Here is a 19,005-nt window from a genome sequence, read left to right as displayed (position 1 = left end):
GAGGTCATGGACTTGCGACGAAGCAAGTCTACGCTCGGCACCGATTAGCGCCCCGGAAGACGAGCGGCATTGATAAATATCAACCTCCGACATGCAGATCGGGACTAGCCGGTTGCAAAGGGCCAAATCTGTTATCGCGATCTTGCCCGTGGAATCCTTGCCATGCACCTGAGTTCAGCAACGCCCTCATGGCGAAAGAGGGCTCGCATCGTGATGACGTTGGCGCTTCTGGCCCTGCCGTCAGAGGCGATGGCCGAGGATACCGTGAAACTCAGCCCGGAGCAGGCAACCAGCCTCGGGGTCCGCGTGGTCCATCCGATCGCGAGCCCGATCGATAAGACGCTGCCCTACCCCGCCCAGATCGTTATTCCGACGCCGCAATTATGGGTCGTGAGCAGCCCTGTCGCCGGCATGGTCACGAGCCTTTCGGTGGCGCGCGGCGACCGGGTCAAGGCCGGCCAGCCTCTCGTCATGATGGAGAGCCCGAGCTTCGTGTCGCAGCAACGCGAGTACCTGCAGGCCGTGGCGCAGGAGTCCCTGACCGCTCAGCAGCTCGCGCGAAACACTCAGCTATTCCAGGGCAATGCGACCCCTCAGCGGGTTCTGGAGGCGAGCCAGACCGAAGCCCGGCAGGCCAGCATCGTGGTTGCTGAGCGGCGGCAAGTGCTGCGGCTGAGCGGGCTGTCGGATGAGGCGCTCTCGAAACTGACCAACGAAGGTGCCATCAGCGCGGCGCTGTCCGTGGTGGCGCCGCGCGCCGCGACCGTCGTCGATATCGCGGTCTCTCCCGGACAGCGGGTGGAACAGACGGCGTCGCTGATCAAGCTTGCCCAGCTGTCTCCGTTATGGGTCGAGATCGCAATCCCTGCGTCGAATATCCGCGCCATCCGCCCGGGGGCGAAGGTGGACGTTGAGGGCTATTCGACGCCGGGGCAGGTGGTGCTGGTTTCGGAAACCGCCGATCCCGCGACCCAGACCGTCCTGGTCCGGGCGGAGGTGCCGAACAACGGCCAGCTGCGGCCTGGGCAGACAGCCCAGGCGCGGATCGGATTTGTATCCTCTGTCGAAACGGCCTGGCAGATTCCCTACAGCGCATTGATCCGCCGCGGCGAACAGGCCTCGGTATTCGTTGCGACGGAAGGCGGCTTTCACCTCGTTCCGGTTACGCTGCTCGAAGAGGACCAGGAGCATGTGGTGGTGTCCGGTCCGATCAGCGACAAGGACGCCATCGCCGTCAGCGGCATCTCTGCGCTTCGCGGGGTCCTGCTCAAGCTCGGTGCGGGTTGATCATGCTCGAGCGTCTTGTCGCATTTGCACTTTCGCAGCGGCTGTTCGTCGCACTCGGCGTGCTTCTCCTCGTCGGTGCCGGACTGGTCGCGTTGCCCAGCCTGCCGATCGACGCCTTTCCGGATGTCTCGCCCGTCCAGGTCAAGGTGATCATGAAAGCACCGGGGCTCACGCCGGAGGAGGTCGAGCAGCGCGTCACGGTCCCGATCGAGCTTGAACTGCTCGGACTGCCGAACAAGAAGATCCTGCGCTCGACGACCAAATACGCGCTTGCGGACGTCACGGTCGATTTCGAGGACGGCACCGACATCTATTGGGCGCGCAACCAGGTCTCCGAACGCCTGGCCAATGTCAGCCGTGATCTGCCGGAGGGTGTGACCGGCGGCCTCGCCCCGATCACCAGCCCGCTCGGCGAGATGTTCATGTTCACCATCGATGGTGCGGACCTCTCGCTCGCCGAGCGGCGAAGTCTGCTCGATTGGGTGATCCGCCCGGCGCTGCGCACCGTTCCCGGCGTCGCCGATGTCAACGCTCTCGGCGGTCATGTCCGTGCGTTCGAGATCGTGCCGCTCAGCGATGCGCTCGCGGCGCGTGGCATTTCCTACGATATGTTTCGGCGTGCGATCGACGCCAACAGCAAGAACGACGGCGCCGGCCGCGTCAACCAGGGCGAGGACAGCGCCCTGGTCCGGATCGAAGGCAGCATCCGCTCGATCGAGGACATCCGACAGATCGTTATCGATACCAAGGACGGCGTCCCGATCCGGGTCAAGGACGTCGCCCGCGTCCAGGTGGGATCCTTGACGCGCTACGGCGCGGTCACGAGCGACGGTCGCGGCGAAACCGTCGAAGGGATCGTCGTCGGACTGCGCGGTGCCAATGCGCGCCAGCTCGTCAGCGACGTGCGGGCACGGCTCGACGAACTCAAGCCTTTGCTGCCGCAGGGCGTCAGCATCAACGTGTTTTATGATCGCAGCCGGCTGGTCGACCGTGCCGTCGGCACCGTGGTCCGCGCCCTCGGCGAAGCAACCGTCCTGGTGGTTGTCCTCCTGCTGCTGTTTCTGGGCAATTGGCGCGCCTCCCTGGTGATCGCCTTGAGCCTGCCGCTCGCAATCGTGATCGCCCTGATCGTGATGCGCATCGTGGGGATGTCGGCGAACCTGATGAGCCTGGGTGGCCTTGCCATCGCCATCGGCATGCTGATCGATGCGCTCGTCGTGGTCGTCGAGAACGTCGTCGGAAATCTCAGCAAGGAGCGGCAGGGAACGGCCGCTCCGCTCGTCCATATCATTTTCCGCTCGGTCTCAGAAGTGCTGCAGCCGGTCGCGTCCGGCGTGCTGATCATCATCATCGTGTTCGTGCCGCTGCTGACGCTGCAGGGGCTCGAGGGCAAGCTGTTCATTCCGGTCGCGCTCGCGATCATATTCGCATTGGCCGCTTCGCTGTTGCTCGCGCTTACGGTGATCCCGGTTGCGACCTCCTTCCTCCTGAAGAGCGCATCGCATGGCGATCCATGGCTGGTCCGGATGGCCTCGCGCCTGTATGCGCCTGCACTCGGCTGGGCGCTCAAGAACGAGCGCAAGGTTGTGATCGCCGCACTGCTGGCGCTGGCAGCTGCAGCCTACGCCTATACCCAGCTCGGCAAGACGTTCATGCCGACGATGGACGAAGGCGATACGATCATCAGTGTCGAGGCGCTTCCGTCGATCAATCTCGACGAGATGATCGCGATCAATACGCGGCTTCAGTCTGCCATTCTGGCGAAAGTGCCGGACGTCAAAGGCATCGTCGCGAGAACCGGCTCCGACGAGCTCGGGCTCGACCCGATGGGACCCAACCAGACCGACACGTTCCTGGTCCTGAAGCCGGTCGAGGAGCGCAAGGCAGCTGACAAGACGGCGCTGCTCGAAGAGCTAAGGCATGTGCTGACCGATTTCCCGGGACTGTCACTCAGCTTCACCCAGCCGATCGACATGCGCGTGCAGGAAATGATCAGCGGCGTGCGCGGCGATGTCGCAGTGAAGATATTCGGCCCTGACATCACCAAGCTCAACGAGATCGCGAGCAAGCTGTCCGCCATCCTGTCCAGCATCGACGGCGCCGACGACGTCTACACCACGCTCAACGAAGGTGCGCAGTACTACACGGTTGCGGTGAACCGCATGGAAGCCGGCCGGCTCGGTCTCAGCGTGGACGCGATCGCCAATTCGTTGCGCACCCAGATCGAAGGCCGCACGATCGGAACGGTGCTCGAAGACGGCCGCCGCACCCCGATCCTGGTTCGCGGCAGCGAGACCTCGCGGGAGACGCCGACGCTGCTCGCAAGCCTGCCGCTGACGCTCGCTTCGGGTCAGCATGTTGCGCTGTCGCAAGTGGCCCGGATTCGCCGCGTCGACGGTCCCGTCCAGGTCAACCGAGAGAACGGATCCCGAATGAGCGTGGTGCGCGTCAATGTCCGCGGGCGCGACATGGTCGGCTTCGTCGAGGCGGCCCAGCGGAAGGTGGCGGCGGAGTTGCCGCTGCCGCAAGGCTATCGGCTGACCTGGGGCGGTCAATTCGAAAATCAGCAGCGGGCCGCCGCGCGCCTGTCGATCGTGGTCCCCGTTGCGATCGGGCTGATCTTTGTGCTGCTGTTCACGACCTTCGGCTCGATACGCCAGGCGCTGCTGGTCCTGGTCAACATTCCGTTCGCCGTCATCGGCGGTGTCTTCGCATTGATCCTGACCGGTGAGTACCTGTCGGTTCCGGCATCGGTCGGGTTCATCGCGCTGCTCGGCATCGCGGTGCTCAACGGCGTCGTGCTGGTCTCCTACTTTAACCAACTCCGCGCCCGCGGCGTGCCGGAAAGGCAGATCGTGGTCGAGGGCGCCCAGCGCCGGCTCAGGCCGGTCCTGATGACGGCGAGCATCACGGCGCTCGGCTTGATCCCGCTGCTGTTCGCGACCGGTCCGGGGTCGGAGATCCAGCGCCCATTGGCGATCGTGGTCATCGGCGGGCTGGTCTCGTCGACGGCTTTGACGCTGATCCTGCTGCCAATCCTCTATCGCCGCTTCGGCGGCGCCGCGAAGGTCGCCAAATGAGTGCCGAGCTCGTCTGCCTCACGCTGGTCATCCCGCAATCGCTTCGCGACGAACTGTTCGATTATTTCGGCGAACAGGGCGACCTCGCGTCCGGCTTTACGGCGTCTGCTGTTGCCGGGCACGGCCCGAACGTCCGCTTGCAGACTCCGTCCGAACGGGTCAGAGGCCATGCCGATGAAGTGATGGTGCGGACCATTCTTCGTCGGCAGGATGCAACGCAATTGATCCAGCGCCTGAAGACGGCCTTCGCCGGATCCAGGATGGTCTATTGGATCATGCCCGTTTTGGAATTCGGGGTGGTCGACGGCTCGGCCGAGGATCTGCCTTGATCGCGGCCGTGGCGGTCCGATCGGAGCCGCGCTTCACTTCGGGCGCTCTGTCCGAGCAACGCCGGAGGTGAGAGCCTCGGCGCGGCGGAAGTCCACTTCAGCGCCGATGCGGTCGCCGAGTTTCGCTTTCATCGTTCCCCGCTCACGGACGAACAACGCATTCTTCGGATCGGCTTTGATCACCACGTCGAGGTCGGCGATCGCGCGATCGAACAGGCCTTTGTGGCCATAAGCTGCTGCGCGTGCGCCGAACGCTGCCAGATAGTCCGGCTTCAGTTGAATGGCGCGATCGAAATCCGCAATGGCGCGATCGAACTCCCCTTTGGCCATCAAAGCGACGCCGCGATTATTGATCGCGATATAATAATCCGGCTGCAGGCGGATGGCCTGGTCGTAATCCTCGATGGCGCGGTCGAGCTCGCCGTTGGACCTGAAGGCAAGACCCCGGTTGTTGTAGGCGGCGACGAGATGGGCAAGCACCCTCTCACTCGCCTTGATGACAGCCGTGCAGCCGCGGATCGGACGGTCGGACGCCAACTCGGCAGCACGCGCGCAGGAATCCCAATCTTCCTCGCTCAGGGCCAGCGCCGGCGGCGCGTAAGACGCGACCAGGGCGGCAGTGACGATCGCCCCAGCCAGAGCAAATCTGACGGTATTGCCGGCAGCTCTGCCGCAAGCCATTCGCTTCCGGATAGATGCTCGCATTGCCGGCGCCCTCATTGCGGCGGGCAGGACCGCGGCGGACCTGGACAATGGACATGCTCCCGGAAAACACGGCTTGTTTGACCCGCAATATGGCAGATCGAAGCTGACAGCCAGCTGATATGGATCAACGGCCTTTTGTCAGAGTTCCCCGGCTCCCAGGCTGAGACGGCGGCCCGTGAGCCTCGGCCGCCAGAACGGCTTCAGCAACTCCAACACCGCGAAGATGAGCAGTGCGGAACCGAGCGCCAGCGCCAGATCGTCGAGATGCAGCGCGCCGAACCGAAACAGCTCACGTAAGGCCGGGACGCTCAGGCCGAGGCCGAGCATGGCGCAAACGCCGAGCAGGATCGAGAGCAGCGCCAAGTTGGGACGAACCAGCGCAAGCTTGAGCGATGAACTGAAAGAGCGGTCCACCAGCACCAGACTGAAAATGCCGGCAACGAGCGAAACAAAGGTGAGTGCCCTCACCTCGTCGCCGGGCATGCCATTCCTCGATGCGAAGATGAACATGGCCCCAGCCATGACAAGCACAAGTGCGCCCTGCAGGGCTCCCCAGGCGATCAATGGAAGCGGCAGCAATCGCTCGGTCGGCGACCGCGGCGGCCGGCGCATCACGTCCTCCTCCTCCGTCTCGGCCTCGAAGACCAGGGAGCAGACGGGATCGATGACCAGTTCGAGGAAGGCTATGTGGATCGGGCTGAAAATGATTGGCAATCCCAGCAGCAGCGGCAGCAAGGCAAGGCCGGCGATGGGGACATGGACGGCCACGATGAAGCTCATCGCCTTGCGCAGATTGTCGTAGATGCGCCGACCGAGTCGGACGGCGGTGACGATCGATCCGAAATCGTCATCCAGCAGCACGATGGCGGAGGCTTCGCGGGCGACATCCGTGCCGCGCCCGCCCATGGCGATGCCGATATGCGCCGCCTTCAGCGAGGGTGCATCGTTGACGCCGTCGCCGGTCATGGCGACGATCTGCCCGTCCGCTTTCAGCGCTTCCACGATGCGCAGTTTCTGTTCGGGCACGATCCGCGCAAACACGGTCGCGCTCCGCGCGTAGGAGACCAGCGCTGTGGCGTCCTCCCTGTTGATCATCTCACCCGTGACAGCTTCGTTCGCCGCAATGCCGGCTTGGCGGGCAATCGCAACGGCGGTCGTCGGATAGTCGCCCGTGATCATCACGATCCGGATGCCGGCGGTCTGGCACTGCCGCACTGCGGCCGGAACACTCGCCCGCAACGGGTCGGCGAACCCGATCAGGCCGAGCGGCTCGAACGCAAAATCGGCCGGCGTGTCAGGCAGCTTCGTCCCGCCATACTGCGCGCGCGCGACCGCCAGCACGCGCATGCCCTGCGCGGCCATGGCTTCGACCGACGCTTCCAGATCGGCGGTCTCGCTCGTCGAGAGCCGGCACAGCCGAGCAATCGCCTCCGGAGCTCCCTTCGCGGCGACGACCAGCGGCTCGCCGTCAGTTCTGGCCCAAACTTGCGTAACCGCCAGAAGCTCCGGTCGCAGGCCGTAGGTGTTCACCAGTCTTGCGTCCGGCCGCGGATCGACGTCTGGTTCGGAGAGCCGGTCTGCAGCCTCGCGCAGCGCCTTCTCCATCGGATCGAACGCCTCCGGCGCGCTCGCGAGAACGCCAAAGGTGACAAGCTGCTGAATGTCATCACTGGCCGGACCCGCATCGCCAGGCCGCCATCTGGCTTCGCCCGCTCGCAGTTCGACAATGGACATTCGATTTTCGGTCAGCGTCCCGGTCTTGTCCGTGCACAGCACCGTCGCCGAGCCGAGCGCTTCGATCGCCGTCGAGCGGCGTGTCAGCACCCGCGCGCGGGAGATGCGCCAGGCCCCCATTGCCATGAACACCGTGAGCACCACCGGAAATTCTTCCGGCAACATCGACATGCCGATGGTAATGCCCGCCAGCAATGCTTCCAGCCAGCCGCCGCGGAACAAGCCGTAGAGGACCATGACCACGAGGCTGACGGCGCCGCCGCCGATCGCCGCGAGCCGGACCAGACTGCGGGTCTCGATTTGCAGACGGGGCGGCTCGGGCTCGAGCCCATGGAGCAATTGCCCGATCTTGCCCATCTGGCTGCGCGCGCCCGTGGCGACGATCTCGGCCGTGCCGTTGCCGCGAACCACGAGCGAGCCTGAAAAGACGTACGGCGAATCTTCGCCGCCAGGCGCCGCAATCGTGCGCTGTGCGTCGGGCGAGGCGAGCTTTCGCACCGGAACGGACTCGCCGGTCAGCAAGGATTCGTCGGCTTGCAAATCCCGCGCCTCAAGCAACAAGCCATCGGCTGGAACCCGGTCGCCCTCGGTCAGAAGGATGAGATCGCCGCGGACCACCTCGCGTCCGGCAATCCGCTTGCGCACGCCATCGCGGATCACCAATGCGCGCGGGCTCGCCAAGTTGCGCAGCGCGTCAAGCACGCGCTCGGTCCTGCTTTCCTGAACGACAGTGATCAGGATCGAGAGCATCGCGAAGCCGAGCAGGATCAGCGCTTCCTTGATGTCCCCGAGCAGGACGTAGATGACCCCGCCCCCGATCAGCAGCGCGAACATCGGCTCACGGAGGACTTCGAGCACGATACGAAGCGGCGTGCGACGCTCCGGCTGAGGGAGTTCGTTGGCGCCCTCCGCGGCAAGCCGCGTCTGCGCTTCGCTTTCGCTGAGGCCGGTCAGACCCATCGGACACCCATCATCTCGGAGAGCTGTCATATTCTTTCCGGCGGTAGCTACTTTGAAGATTGGCCGGCATGGCTACGGCGCGGCCTGCGGGCGCGATGTGACGCGCACTCCCGACGCAACACGATCGCCGGGATAGACGATAACCGCTTCGCCGTCGGTCAGCCCGGAGGCGATTGCGGCAAACCGACCCGAGCGGCGTAGCACCTCGACGCTGCGCAGTTCGGCCCGGCCATCCTTGACGGCGTAGACGCTCCATTGATCGCCGCGGCGAAAGAGAGCTCCGGCCGGAACGATGGTCGCGTCATCCTTCGTGAACACGACGATCTGCGTATCGAGCTGATAGGCATCGCCGAGCCGTGTCCACTGCTCCGCCGGCGAGGTGATGTCGATCAGGACGTTGACCCGTTGCTCTTCCACCCCGAGAGTCGAGATCTTGGTGAAGGCTGCCGGTTCGACCCGGCGGACGCGTCCGGACAGCGGCTCCGGACGGCCCCAATGAATAATCGTCACATCCGCCCCCGGGCGAATTTCGACGGCATCCGTGCTCAAGACATCGACGACGATTTCGAGATCGTGCGGATCGCCGACCTCCAGGAGCGGTGTTCCCGGCTGGACGATCGTCTCGCTCTCCTGCGCGACTTTCAGCACGACTCCGGTAACCGGCGCCGTGACGCTCCAGCTTTCCGGGGTCTCGTCCGGATTTGTGTTGCCGCTATAGCGTGCCAACAAGGCGCGCATCTGGCTCAGCTCGTGTTCGGCAGCATGGTCCAGGAACTCTGCTGCGCGCAGATCCCGGTCCGCGGTCCGAACAGCGAGCTCGGCGTGCTCCAATGCCTGAGCCGTCGCCGTCCCGTGCTCAGCCAGTGTCCGCGTGCGGGCCACGTCGGCGTTCGCCTGATCACTCTGGGCATGCGCCCGCTCGACCACTGCCTTGGCGCGCGCCACATTGGCCTCCGCCGCGCCAAGCCGCTCCTCGGCTTCGTGACGGCTGCGAGGATCCATCAGGGGTGCGGGCGAAGGCGTGATGGTGGCGACGGCATCGTCAGACTTGATCTGGTCTCCTGCCTTGAAGCGGATACGTCCAAGCCGGCCGGCGAGCGGCGCCGCCACCACATAGCGCTGGCGGATACGAGTCTTCCCATCGTCATCGACGGTGGCAACAAATCGCCCTTTGGCGACGACTGCCGTCTCGACGGTCACGGCGCTCGGCATCACCGCCCAGGCGACCAGCGCCGCGACCGCGATAAGGGCCCCGGCGATCGCGATGCGGCGGATGGCCACGTGCATGCTTATTCCCTTGTCTTGAGGGCCGCCACCAGGTCGAGCTGGTCGACGCGCCGGCGGACGACGAATGCGCTTCCCGCGGCTGCCGCCAGGACGACGCCGGCCGCGATCAGATACGTCCGGGGCTCGATGACCGCGGGAATCTGGAAGCTTTCGTTGGAATGAAAGCGGGCAATCACGGCGATGATCCCATGTGACAACGAGAGCCCGATCGGAATGGCCAGTGCTATCTCGACGGCGAATTCTCCAAACAGGATGCCTGCGACCTCGCTGCGGGTAAAGCCGAGCACGCGCAGGCTTGCAAGCTCCCAGGCGCGCTCCTGCAGGCTGATCCGCGCGCTGTTGTAGACGACGCCCACGGTGATGATCCCGGCAAAGACGGTGAGAATGCCGGCGCTGACGAAAACCAACCCGCCGATCTTCTCCAGAAATGACGATAGCGTGTAGGCTTTCATCGATACGGATTCGATCGTCGGCAGGTTCTTGAAGCTTCGCCCCAATGCCGGCAGTGCGGTCGGCTCGACATACAGGCTGGCTGCGGAAATCGTGGCTCCTTCTGCGGTCAAGCGATTGAGCGTATCGATATCCATGTAGGATGCCATCCCGATCGACTCGTCGACGGTCGCGCTCACCGGAAGGTCGCGCTTCAGCCGACGGCCTTCCATCGTCTCGACGGTGATCACATCGCCCGGCTTCACCCCGAGGCGTTCGGCCAGCCTCAGGGTCAGCGTCACGCCATCCGGAGAAGCGGCAATCGGTCGCAGCGCCGCGTCATGCGGCCGGCGAAGCTGGTCGGCGGACGACAGGCCGATCACCGAGGTCAGATAACTGTGCTGTCCGGCACGCAGCCGAACCGGCACGATGCGTTGCCCCTCGACGGCCAACACGCCGGGCAGGCGCGCCAGATCGCGAATGATGACGCGGTCCATTGGGTGCGAAAACGTGATCGAAACATTGCCCCGCTCGATCAGATTGAACTGCAGATCGATCATCTGGTCGATGGCGTCGCGCCAGAATATGCCCAGCACCATCATGGGCACGGCAAACGCAACCCCGACCACGGTGAGCAGCGAACGGAACGGTCGTCCGGCCATGTTCCGCAGCATCATCATCCAACGCACCGTCATCGCCCTGCCCGGCAGAAACGTCTCGAAGAGAGAGCGACGAAATCCGAGCGGCGCGGCCGGTCGCATCGCAACCGCCGGGGCCAGGCCGACGACATCCCGCAACGCCGTCAGGACGCCCAGCGAACCTGCGGCCAGGCTGATCGCGACGCCCGCAACGATCGACCAAGGCGTCAGGTTGAATGGGAGGTCGGGCAGGCGGAAAAAGCCCTGATAGCTGGCCATCATCGCTTCCCCGAAGCCAAGACCGGCAGCGATGCCGAGCACCGAGCCGATCAGCACTATGACCAGGACGAGCTTCAGATAATGCAGCGCGAGTGTGACGGTCGGAAAGCCCAGCGCCTTCAGTGCTGCGATCTGCTCGCGCTGAGCGCCGACCAGTCTGCCGAGCGCACTGTTCAGAAGGAACGCGGCGACACCAAAGAAGATGAACGGAATGGTGATCGACATCACCCTCTGCTGGTTCAGCTCATCCTGAAGGAAGCGATTGGAGGGCTGGTCCCGGCGTGCGATGGCCCCGACCGAGCCATAGGGGTCCAGCAGCCGATCCAGTTCTTCGATCACCGGCTGCGGATCCACACCGGGAGCCAGGGAAATGACGGCATCATTGAAGGCGGCCTTCATGTCGAAAGCCGCTTCGGCGGCGCGACGGTCCACCCAAAGGATAGCGTAGAGCCGGTCGTCCGGAATGGGCAGTCCAGGCTTGACCGCGTAGACATATTCCGGTGACAGCGCGATCCCCGAGACGCGAAAGCTCTGGAGCTTGCCGTTGAGCAGCACGCGGACCTCGTCGCCGGGCTTCACGCCGTTCGCCTCGGCAAAGGCTTCGTTGATGACGGCGTCCCTCGGCGAGCCCGGGTCAGGTGCCGTGCCGCGGCGAAAATGTAGCCGCGCCAGCTGTTCGTCGCCGGCATGATTCAAAGAGACCATGCGTGCCGACACCGGCTGTGATGCCGCCGGCCAGTCGATGATGACTTCGCGGACGATGCGGGGCTCGACGGCAACGATGCCCGCAGTGGCGCTGAGGCGCGGCACGATCGACAATGGCGCCCGCTTGAGCGTCACGAAAATCTCTGGAAACCGGGCGGACGCGTAGAACCGCTCGCAGGCCGAGCGCAAGGATACGTAGGTCGAAACCGACCCGACAAAGACCGCGACGCCGGCGGCAACGAGCAGCGCGATGGTAAGCACTTGGCCGCGCATTGCGCTGATGTCGCGCCGCAGTTTGCGGTCCAGCAGGCTCACCAGCGCACCTCGTCGGCCGAGAGCCGTCGCGCATTGCGCTCTTCGCCGACGATCCGTCCACCGCCGAGCCGCAGCACGCGATCGGCCATGCCGGCGATCGCGGCATTATGGGTGATGATGATGATCGTGGTGCCAAACCTCTCGTTGGCACGCGCGATCGCCGCCAGAACCACCTTGCCGGTCTCGTAATCCAGCGCGCCGGTGGGCTCGTCGCAGAGCAGCACGTCCGGGGATTTGACGATGGCGCGGGCCACCGCCACGCGCTGCTGTTCGCCGCCGGACAGCTGGGACGGAAAGTGGTCGATGCGGTGCTCGAGGCCGACCAGCCTGATCACCTCCAGAGGATCGAGCGGCCGTTCCGCAATCTCTTTGACCAGCGCGACGTTCTCCAGCACGGTGAGGCTGGGGATGAGATTGTAGAATTGGAAGACGAAGCCGACATGTTCGCGCCGGTAGCGCGTCAGTTCGGCATCTCCTGCCGCGACCAGATCGTGATCGCGCCAATGGGCTTCGCCCGAAGTCGGACTGTCCAGCCCGCCAAGGATGTTCAGCAGCGTCGATTTGCCCGAACCCGATGGTCCCAGCAGCACGACAAATTCGCGTTCGAAGATATCGAGGTCGACATCCCGTAGGGCATGCACCTCGACGTCGCCCATATGGTAGGTTTTTGAAAGACGACGGGCACGGAAGACGGGTGTTGGGGTCTCAGCTGCGGCGGCAACGCCACATTCGATCCCGTGTTGGCCTGGCTCGTCCGCGGAGTCCATGAGCGCCACATCCGTAAAGTCAGCGCGGTGGCTTGGGGCTTGACGGCCACACGCGGCGTTCGCCGAGCAGTCCCTCTATATAGACCGTATTGACCAGAACCAGCAGCACGACAGCGAGCGGCGCGGCCAGCAGGACGCCGAACGGACCTAACAACAATCCGAAGACGAGCGTCGCGAACAGCGTGAGCACCGGAGGCAGCTCGACGGCTTCCGCCTGGACCAACGGCGTAATGAGATTGCCTTCGATAAAATGAATTCCGGCGTAGAGCGCGATGACGTAGACGACCAGCATCGGTCCCTGCATCGCGGCCATGAGTATGGCGGACACCGACGCCAGGATCGGCCCGACATAGGGGATGAAGGCAAACATCCCCGAGATCATCCCGAGCGCGATCGGCGCAGCGACGCCGAGCGTGAGGAGGCCGATGCTTGTCAATGTGCCGACGACCGCCATCGTGACCGACTGACCGATCAGCCAGCGCCGCAGGGTCATTCCAAGGAGATCGACGACATCGCGGCTTCTCTCGCGGCGATCTGCCGGAACGAGCCGCAGCAGGGCTTCGATATACCGTGTCGGCTGCACCGCCAGATAGACCGCAGCGAACAGCAGGACGGCGACGTAGGCGCCTGCCCGAACGACCGAGCCAAAGAGCGCCGCAAGATAACCCGCAGCCTGCCCGGTCGCGTTGCCGAGGTTCATGTCGCGCACCTGCCCGAGCAGCCACACGCCCACCGAACTCGATCCGAATTCGCGGACGATTTCCGAGAGGCTCTGCGGGAGGTCCTTCGCGAGCACGCTGAATTGCGCCGAGATTTGCGCCCCGAACAGCCAACCGACGGCGCCGATCGATCCGGCAAGCGCGACGATGACAGGCAGTACCGCCCATTGATCCGGCAGCCGGGTTCTGCGGCCGAGTTCGTGCGCCAAGCCTCGCAGCAGGAGCGCGAGGAGCGCGGCGCCGAAAGCCAAGACGAGAACGTCCGAGAGCTTCCAGATCGCGATCAGTGCCGCACCGACGAGGCACACCAGAACAAGCCGCCGCGCGAAGCTGTCTGAAGGCGTCCGCTCCATGTCGTCGCGCAAGATGACCTTCCTTATGTGTCCTGTTCCGTCCGCAGCATCGCACCTTCCTCACGCGAGAAAGCAACAAACGAGATTTGCCTCTTGATGCGGATCAAATCTTCGCCTGCTGCGTGGCCTAAATTTCCCGCAGGAGGACGGGACATGGATTCTCAAGAGCTAAGTCAAGGGTACGGTCCGGTCGCAAAGCTCTTGCACTGGATCACGGTGGCCCTGGTGGCCCTGGCCTGGGTCTTGGGCACGTTTGGCGATGAGCTTCCTCGGGGAGGCGCGCGGGACGCGGGCTTGCTCGCTCACATCTGGATCGGCTTGGTCATCCTCCTGATCGCCTTCGTTCGGGTACCGTGGCGGATGGCAAATCCGCCGCCGAAGGTCACGCCGACGGAATTCGGAAAGTGGCTCGTCGAGTGGACCGACCCGGTCTCGCGACTCATGCATTATGCGCTCTATGCGCTGCTGATTGCAGTCCCGATCTGCGGAATCGCGCTGCAATTTGCCAAGGGGCATGCCCTTCCGATTTTTGGGCTCGTCGAAATTCCATCGCCGTGGCTGGCCGACAAGGCATTCGCCCATACCGTCAAGGAAGTGCACGAGGTCCTGGCTAATGTCCTTCTGGCCCTGGCGTTCTTCCACATGGCCGCGGCGCTCGTCCATCACGTCGTCTTCGGCGACGATACGCTGCGCCGCATGCTGCCGACCTGGGCAAAGAACAGGTGAGACCGCGCTAGCAAAGACGATTACGCAAAAAGTGATCTGTACAAGAGTGGCGCGCACCGCAGCCAAAGCGCATCAGCCTTGAGGAATCATGTCGAGGAATCACGCTTCGGACAGCGTGAATGGAATGGTAAAGATCTGTCGGTGACCTCACCGATCCGGAAATCAGGACTGAGATCGACGTTGCCACTGCGCCCAAGAGACCCGAGAGACAAGAGACCCGAGCGAATTGCGGGCGCAGCGACATTGCCGATGATCGGCCATCGATGACCCGCTCCAACTGAGCAATGGCGGACGCCGCCGGTTTCAAGCGAGCGGCGCTTTGAATCGTATTGGCCGTCACACCCGCGTCAACTGTCGCGAACGCGCCGAATTGGCGGAATCTTGTACGTGCCGTCCTTGAGGGCAGCCTTCGGTTGATACACCCGGATGCTCAGGTTGAAGGGAAGGCTCGGCGGGCAAGGTAGCCAATTTGCTTCCTTGTCTCCTCCCGGAGACCGCGACTGGATGTAGATGTCCAACGAGCCGTCCGGATTGTATTTCAGCGGCATTCCGGACGTCACGCCATAGCGATCGATGGCGTTGCGGACGTAGAAGTTTTCGCGATACGGCGATATCGACCAGACGCCGCTCTCGGAAGGCAGCATCTCATCCTTTGCGAAATGCAGAAGATATTTTTGTGAGCCGTCGAGAACATCGCCATCGCCATCGACGAAGGCCGTGGGATAGACCGCGTCGTCCGCCGTGAGCGCTCCAAGTCCGAACCAGGCGACGAACGCGCGCGTCGTGTAATCCGTGCCGAATCTCCCGATATTGAGCGTGTTCTGCCAACCGTTGACGGTAGGCGCGGTATACGGACCTGTTTCAAGCTTGAACCAGATTTCAGCGGGCACCCGGTTCAGCCCTTTGATGATGGCGGGCTCCACGGTCGTGCGGTCGAACGGCTTGCCGGGCTCGACACCGATACGCTTGAGCTTGGTAAGCATCGGAGCGTCGGCCAGGTACGGCGGATTGTCTTTCAGCAGAGCGGCGAGACGGCTGAAGAACATCTCCCCTGTCATCAATCGCACCTGATCGTAAGGTGTGGCGGTGAGATCGACGTCGGGATCGACGGGAACATTCTTCGGAGGCTCGTATGGAGTACCCCAGGCGCTCAGTGGCGTAAGCTTCAGCCCATCCTGCAATTTGTGGATTTCCGGGAAGTCCTGCGGACCAGCGGCGGCCATTTGCACCAGGGCCCACCCGTATCGGGTGGAGCAGCGATAGACAGCTTTGACGTCGGGTGGCGCCGTGCCGTTCCAGTTCGGGCCGACAATCAGAAAGTTGCCACCGGCGCTGCCGGTGGTGCGGGTCCCGACGGAGGCGAAATCGTCGGTCCACATGTTCAGCAACTGGATGACGAAATAGCGTCCATTCGAGTCCGGGTACGAGAAGACCTGTGGCTCCTTTTCGAGATCGAAGACGCCGCCGGACCACACCGAGTTGACGCTGATACGGACGCAGTTCTTGAAGTCCGGACTGACAAACCCTTTCATTTTGAAGAGCTGGTTTATAGGCGCGGCATATTCGCCCGCCTCGGAGGTCGCAGTCTCCACGCGGTTGGTGACATCCATCATCACAAGGGGGAAGCCATAGACGTATGCTTCCATGCCCAGCAAATACGCGAACTCCTCGACCGCATCTCCTCGCACGTCCCCGAAGGCGCGCTCGAGAGGACCGGCGGCTCGGGCGGTCGCCGCCGGCAGCATGGCGCCGACCCCTGCGCCGAAGGCGGTCGTCAGCAGGTCCCGGCGGTGAAACGATAGACTCCGTTCGCTCAACATGGTCGATGCCCGTTCGTTGGAGGAAGCCCCGCGGTCGGATCAGGACGACCGCGCGCTGTCGGACTCACAGAGAGTCCGCGGTCTGCGTCCGACGATCAGTCGTGTCCGGTCGCGAGGGCCCGTTTCATCTGCTCGCGCTCTTCCGCGGCCAACTGCTCCGGACCGGTCTTGATGGTCAGCTTATCGATGCTGCCGGTAAAGCGGAACGGCAGTTTGTAGCTGTCGTCCACCGGCGTACGGGTGTCCAGCCCGACGTCGAAAGACTCATCGATCGCCATCATGAACGGAATGGTATGCTCCATCTTCAGCTGCGACAGCACCTTTCCGTCGACCGTCAGCACGCCGGTGCCACCTTTGCCGAGGCCTGGTCCGTCGTACTTGAAATCGAACACGATCGTGTGCTTGCCCGGCTCGAGGGCTCGGCCGCCCAGCCAGTCCTCGGCGCCGACGCCGCCCTCAAAGCGATAGCGCTTCAGGTTGAGTAGATTGTAGACGAAGACCGGCCTGCCGCCGAGCAGGTAGAGCCCGTAGCCGCCGAAACGACCGCCCATGGTGGCGATCATTCCTTCCGCGCCGGCCGCCGGAATCGTGATGTCGGCGGTGATCGTGTAATTGCGGTTGAGCAGACTCGGAGCGTTGCCGATCGGAATGTCCACGTTCTCGCCCGTGTAGACGAACTCGGATCGTCCCGCCGTTCCGCTTGGACGCGGCGTGAGGAGGCGCGGGAGCACCGAGTTGTCAAGCGGCAGGACCTGGTACTTTGCCGCCTCCGAGAGGAACAGCGCCTGCAGCTCCTTGAGCTTTTCGGGATTCTTCGCCGCGAGGTCGTTGTTCTGCGAGAAGTCCTCGGCGATGTTGTAGAGTTCCCACTTGTATTGATCGACCGGAGGCAGCGGCTTCGTGCCGACCAGCCACGGCGGCTCGGGCGGCGTGGTCGCGGCATACCAGCCATCGTGATAGATGCCGCGGTTGGCGAACATCTCGAAGTACTGAGTGGTATGTCTGGACGGCGCGTTGGCATTCGCCTTGTCGAAGGTGTACGCCATGCTCACCCCCTCGATGGGCTTCTGCTTGATGCCGTCGACCATGTCCGGCGCCTTGATCCCGGCCGCCTCGAGGATCGTGGGCACGATGTCGATCACGTGGTGAAACTGGCTGCGAATGCCTCCGACGTCGTTGATGTGACCAGGCCACGAGATGGCCATGCCTTGCCGCGTCCCGCCGAAATGCGACGCGACCTGCTTGACCCACTTGAATGGCGTGTCGAATGCCCACGCCCACGGCACTGCCATATGGGGATAGGTCTGGTCGGAGCCCCAGGACTCGTAATACCGCAGATATTCGAGCTCCGGCAGTTCCAGCACGCCGTTGGCGACGGTCAGCCAGTTCGGCGTCCCCATCATCGAGCCTTCCGCGCTCGTGCCGTTGTCGCCGTTGATGTAGATGATCAACGTGTTGTCCAGTTTGCCCATGTCCTCGACGGCCTGGACCACACGGCCGATCTCGTGATCGTTATAGGCGGTGTAGGCGGCGAACACGTCGGCCTCGCGGATGACGATCTTCTTCTTGATTTCGGAGAGCGAATCCCATTTCGGCAACTCGTTCGGCCAGGGCGTGAGCTGCGTGTTTGCAGGAATCACGCCGAGGCGCTTCTGGTTGGCAAAGATCTGCTCACGCAATTTCTCCCAGCCCTGGTCGAACAGGTGCATGCTGCTGATCTTGTCGATCCATTCCTTGGTCGGCTGGTGCGGGTCGTGCGTCGCGCCGGGCACGTAGTAAATGAAGAACGGTTTGTCTGGCGCCGAGGCATCGAGCGCCTTCATGTACTTGATGGCCTCGTCCGCCATGTCGGTGACGAGGTTGTAGTCCTTCCTGCCGATCCACGGATAGATCGGGGTGTGATCGCGGAAGAGATACGGCGTCCACTGGTCGGACTCGCCGCCCATGAATCCGTAGAAGTATTGGAAGCCCATCCCGCTCGGCCATTGGTCGAACGGTCCCGCCGCGCTGTACTGGAACGAGGGCGTATTGTGGTTCTTGCCGAACCACGAGGTGGCGTAGCCGTTGTCGCTCAGGATCCGGCCGATGGTGGCGTTCTCCGGACCGATGATCGAGTCATAGCCCGGGTAGCCGGTTGCAAATTCGCTGATCTGGCCGAATCCGACGGAGTGATGATTGCGGCCTGAAATCAACGCGGCTCGTGTCGGCGAGCAGAGGGCGGTCGAGTGGAATTGGGTGTAGCGCAGGCCGTTGTTGGCGATCCGATCGAGCGTTGGCGTCGGGATCACGCCGCCGAAGGTGCTCGGCACGCCATAACCGGAGTCGTCGGTCATGATCAGCAGCACGTTCGGCGCGCCCTTGGGCGGCACCACCGTCGGCGGCCACCAGGGCTTCGAATCCTTGGCGTCGTGCTTGATCACGCCCCCGAATTTCGGCGGCGGTGGCGGCAACTGATCACCTGGAATGGTGGTGGTTGCAGCAGGTGAGCCGAGTGGTGGAGAGGTGCTTGGTTGACTTTGCTGAGCAACCGCTGGCGTCAAGAAGGAAAATGCAAGTGCGACAACGAAGAAGCGAGTGGAGATCATTGCAGTGTCTCCCTTCAAAATAGAAAACAATCATGGGCTGGTGTCGACAGCCACGAATTGACGCAAATCAACGCACTGGACGACAAGCGAGAAGTAGGAATAATGTTGTGTGCGACACGTCACTTACCTACGACGGCGGCGTGAGAATTGATCCAGACGAGAACGTCATTCGCGCGCGCTGGGTGAGACTACGCGTTGCGTTGCCTGCTGCTGCAGCGTGCAGCGCCCTCAATGATCCGAGGTGAGCGGTGCGATAGGGCTCTGTACCCGTTGTGCAACATATGGTT

At 63.4% G+C, this 19,005-nt stretch carries 12 protein-coding genes; 4 read left to right on the top strand and 8 right to left on the bottom strand.

Annotation, left to right across the window (positions count from 1 at the left end):
• Positions 1 to 213 precede the first annotated feature (213 nt).
• Genes QXZ85_RS08715 through QXZ85_RS08705 form a run of 3 tightly spaced genes read left to right on the top strand, consistent with a single transcriptional unit; the run spans position 214 to position 4,696 of the window.
• A complete protein-coding gene (locus QXZ85_RS08715) occupies positions 214 to 1,287 on the top strand; it encodes an efflux RND transporter periplasmic adaptor subunit (protein ID WP_315702276.1) in 1,074 nt (357 codons plus the stop codon).
• 2 nt (positions 1,288 to 1,289) lie between these two features.
• Positions 1,290 to 4,367 carry a CusA/CzcA family heavy metal efflux RND transporter gene (locus tag QXZ85_RS08710; protein WP_315702277.1) on the top strand — a complete coding sequence of 1,026 codons (3,078 nt, stop codon included), beginning with the start codon at positions 1,290 to 1,292 and terminating at the stop codon, positions 4,365 to 4,367.
• Positions 4,364 to 4,696, top strand: a complete 333-nt coding sequence (locus QXZ85_RS08705) for a DUF3240 family protein (RefSeq protein WP_315702278.1) — start codon at positions 4,364 to 4,366, stop codon at positions 4,694 to 4,696. Before QXZ85_RS08710 ends, QXZ85_RS08705 begins: the two co-directional genes overlap by 4 nt.
• 33 nt (positions 4,697 to 4,729) lie before the next feature.
• Here the strand turns inward: QXZ85_RS08705 and QXZ85_RS08700 are convergent, their stop codons facing one another.
• The 6 genes from QXZ85_RS08700 to QXZ85_RS08675 form a co-directional block, all read right to left on the bottom strand.
• Positions 4,730 to 5,377 (bottom strand): tetratricopeptide repeat protein, encoded by a 648-nt coding sequence (locus QXZ85_RS08700; protein ID WP_315702279.1) that lies wholly within the window; start codon positions 5,375 to 5,377, stop codon positions 4,730 to 4,732.
• 162 nt (positions 5,378 to 5,539) lie between these two features.
• Positions 5,540 to 8,095 carry a cation-translocating P-type ATPase gene (locus QXZ85_RS08695; RefSeq protein ID WP_316173935.1) on the bottom strand — a complete coding sequence of 852 codons (2,556 nt, stop codon included), beginning with the start codon at positions 8,093 to 8,095 and terminating at the stop codon, positions 5,540 to 5,542.
• A gap of 72 nt (positions 8,096 to 8,167) precedes the next feature.
• Positions 8,168 to 9,382, bottom strand: a complete 1,215-nt coding sequence (locus QXZ85_RS08690) for an efflux RND transporter periplasmic adaptor subunit (RefSeq protein ID WP_315702281.1) — start codon at positions 9,380 to 9,382, stop codon at positions 8,168 to 8,170.
• Positions 9,383 to 9,384: 2 nt separating this feature from the next.
• Positions 9,385 to 11,748, bottom strand: coding sequence for an ABC transporter permease (locus QXZ85_RS08685; RefSeq protein ID WP_315702282.1), 2,364 nt, complete (start codon positions 11,746 to 11,748; stop codon positions 9,385 to 9,387).
• A complete protein-coding gene (locus tag QXZ85_RS08680; protein WP_315702283.1) occupies positions 11,745 to 12,404 on the bottom strand; it encodes an ABC transporter ATP-binding protein in 660 nt (219 codons plus the stop codon). Before QXZ85_RS08680 ends, QXZ85_RS08685 begins: the two co-directional genes overlap by 4 nt.
• Before the next feature lie 130 nt (positions 12,405 to 12,534).
• Positions 12,535 to 13,599 carry an AI-2E family transporter gene (locus QXZ85_RS08675; RefSeq protein WP_315702284.1) on the bottom strand — a complete coding sequence of 355 codons (1,065 nt, stop codon included), beginning with the start codon at positions 13,597 to 13,599 and terminating at the stop codon, positions 12,535 to 12,537.
• 141 nt (positions 13,600 to 13,740) lie between these two features.
• Here QXZ85_RS08675 and QXZ85_RS08670 point away from each other — a divergent pair, with 141 nt between their 5' ends.
• Positions 13,741 to 14,313: a cytochrome b gene (locus tag QXZ85_RS08670; RefSeq protein WP_315743639.1), complete on the top strand. Its 573-nt coding sequence runs from the start codon at positions 13,741 to 13,743 to the stop codon at positions 14,311 to 14,313.
• A 347-nt stretch (positions 14,314 to 14,660) separates the two neighbouring features.
• On the opposite strand, the gene QXZ85_RS08665 is transcribed toward QXZ85_RS08670, so the two are convergent.
• Complete coding sequence (locus QXZ85_RS08665) at positions 14,661 to 16,133, bottom strand: DUF1254 domain-containing protein (protein WP_315702286.1); 1,473 nt, start codon at positions 16,131 to 16,133, stop codon at positions 14,661 to 14,663.
• A gap of 95 nt (positions 16,134 to 16,228) precedes the next feature.
• A complete protein-coding gene (locus QXZ85_RS08660) occupies positions 16,229 to 18,718 on the bottom strand; it encodes an arylsulfatase (RefSeq protein WP_315806856.1) in 2,490 nt (829 codons plus the stop codon).
• Positions 18,719 to 19,005 lie beyond the last annotated feature (287 nt).

The organism is Bradyrhizobium sp. SZCCHNGR1005 (assembly GCF_032489995.1).
In the GTDB taxonomy this organism is placed as follows: Bacteria; Pseudomonadota; Alphaproteobacteria; order Rhizobiales; family Xanthobacteraceae; genus Bradyrhizobium.
This window is presented reverse-complemented; position numbering and strand designations above follow the sequence as displayed.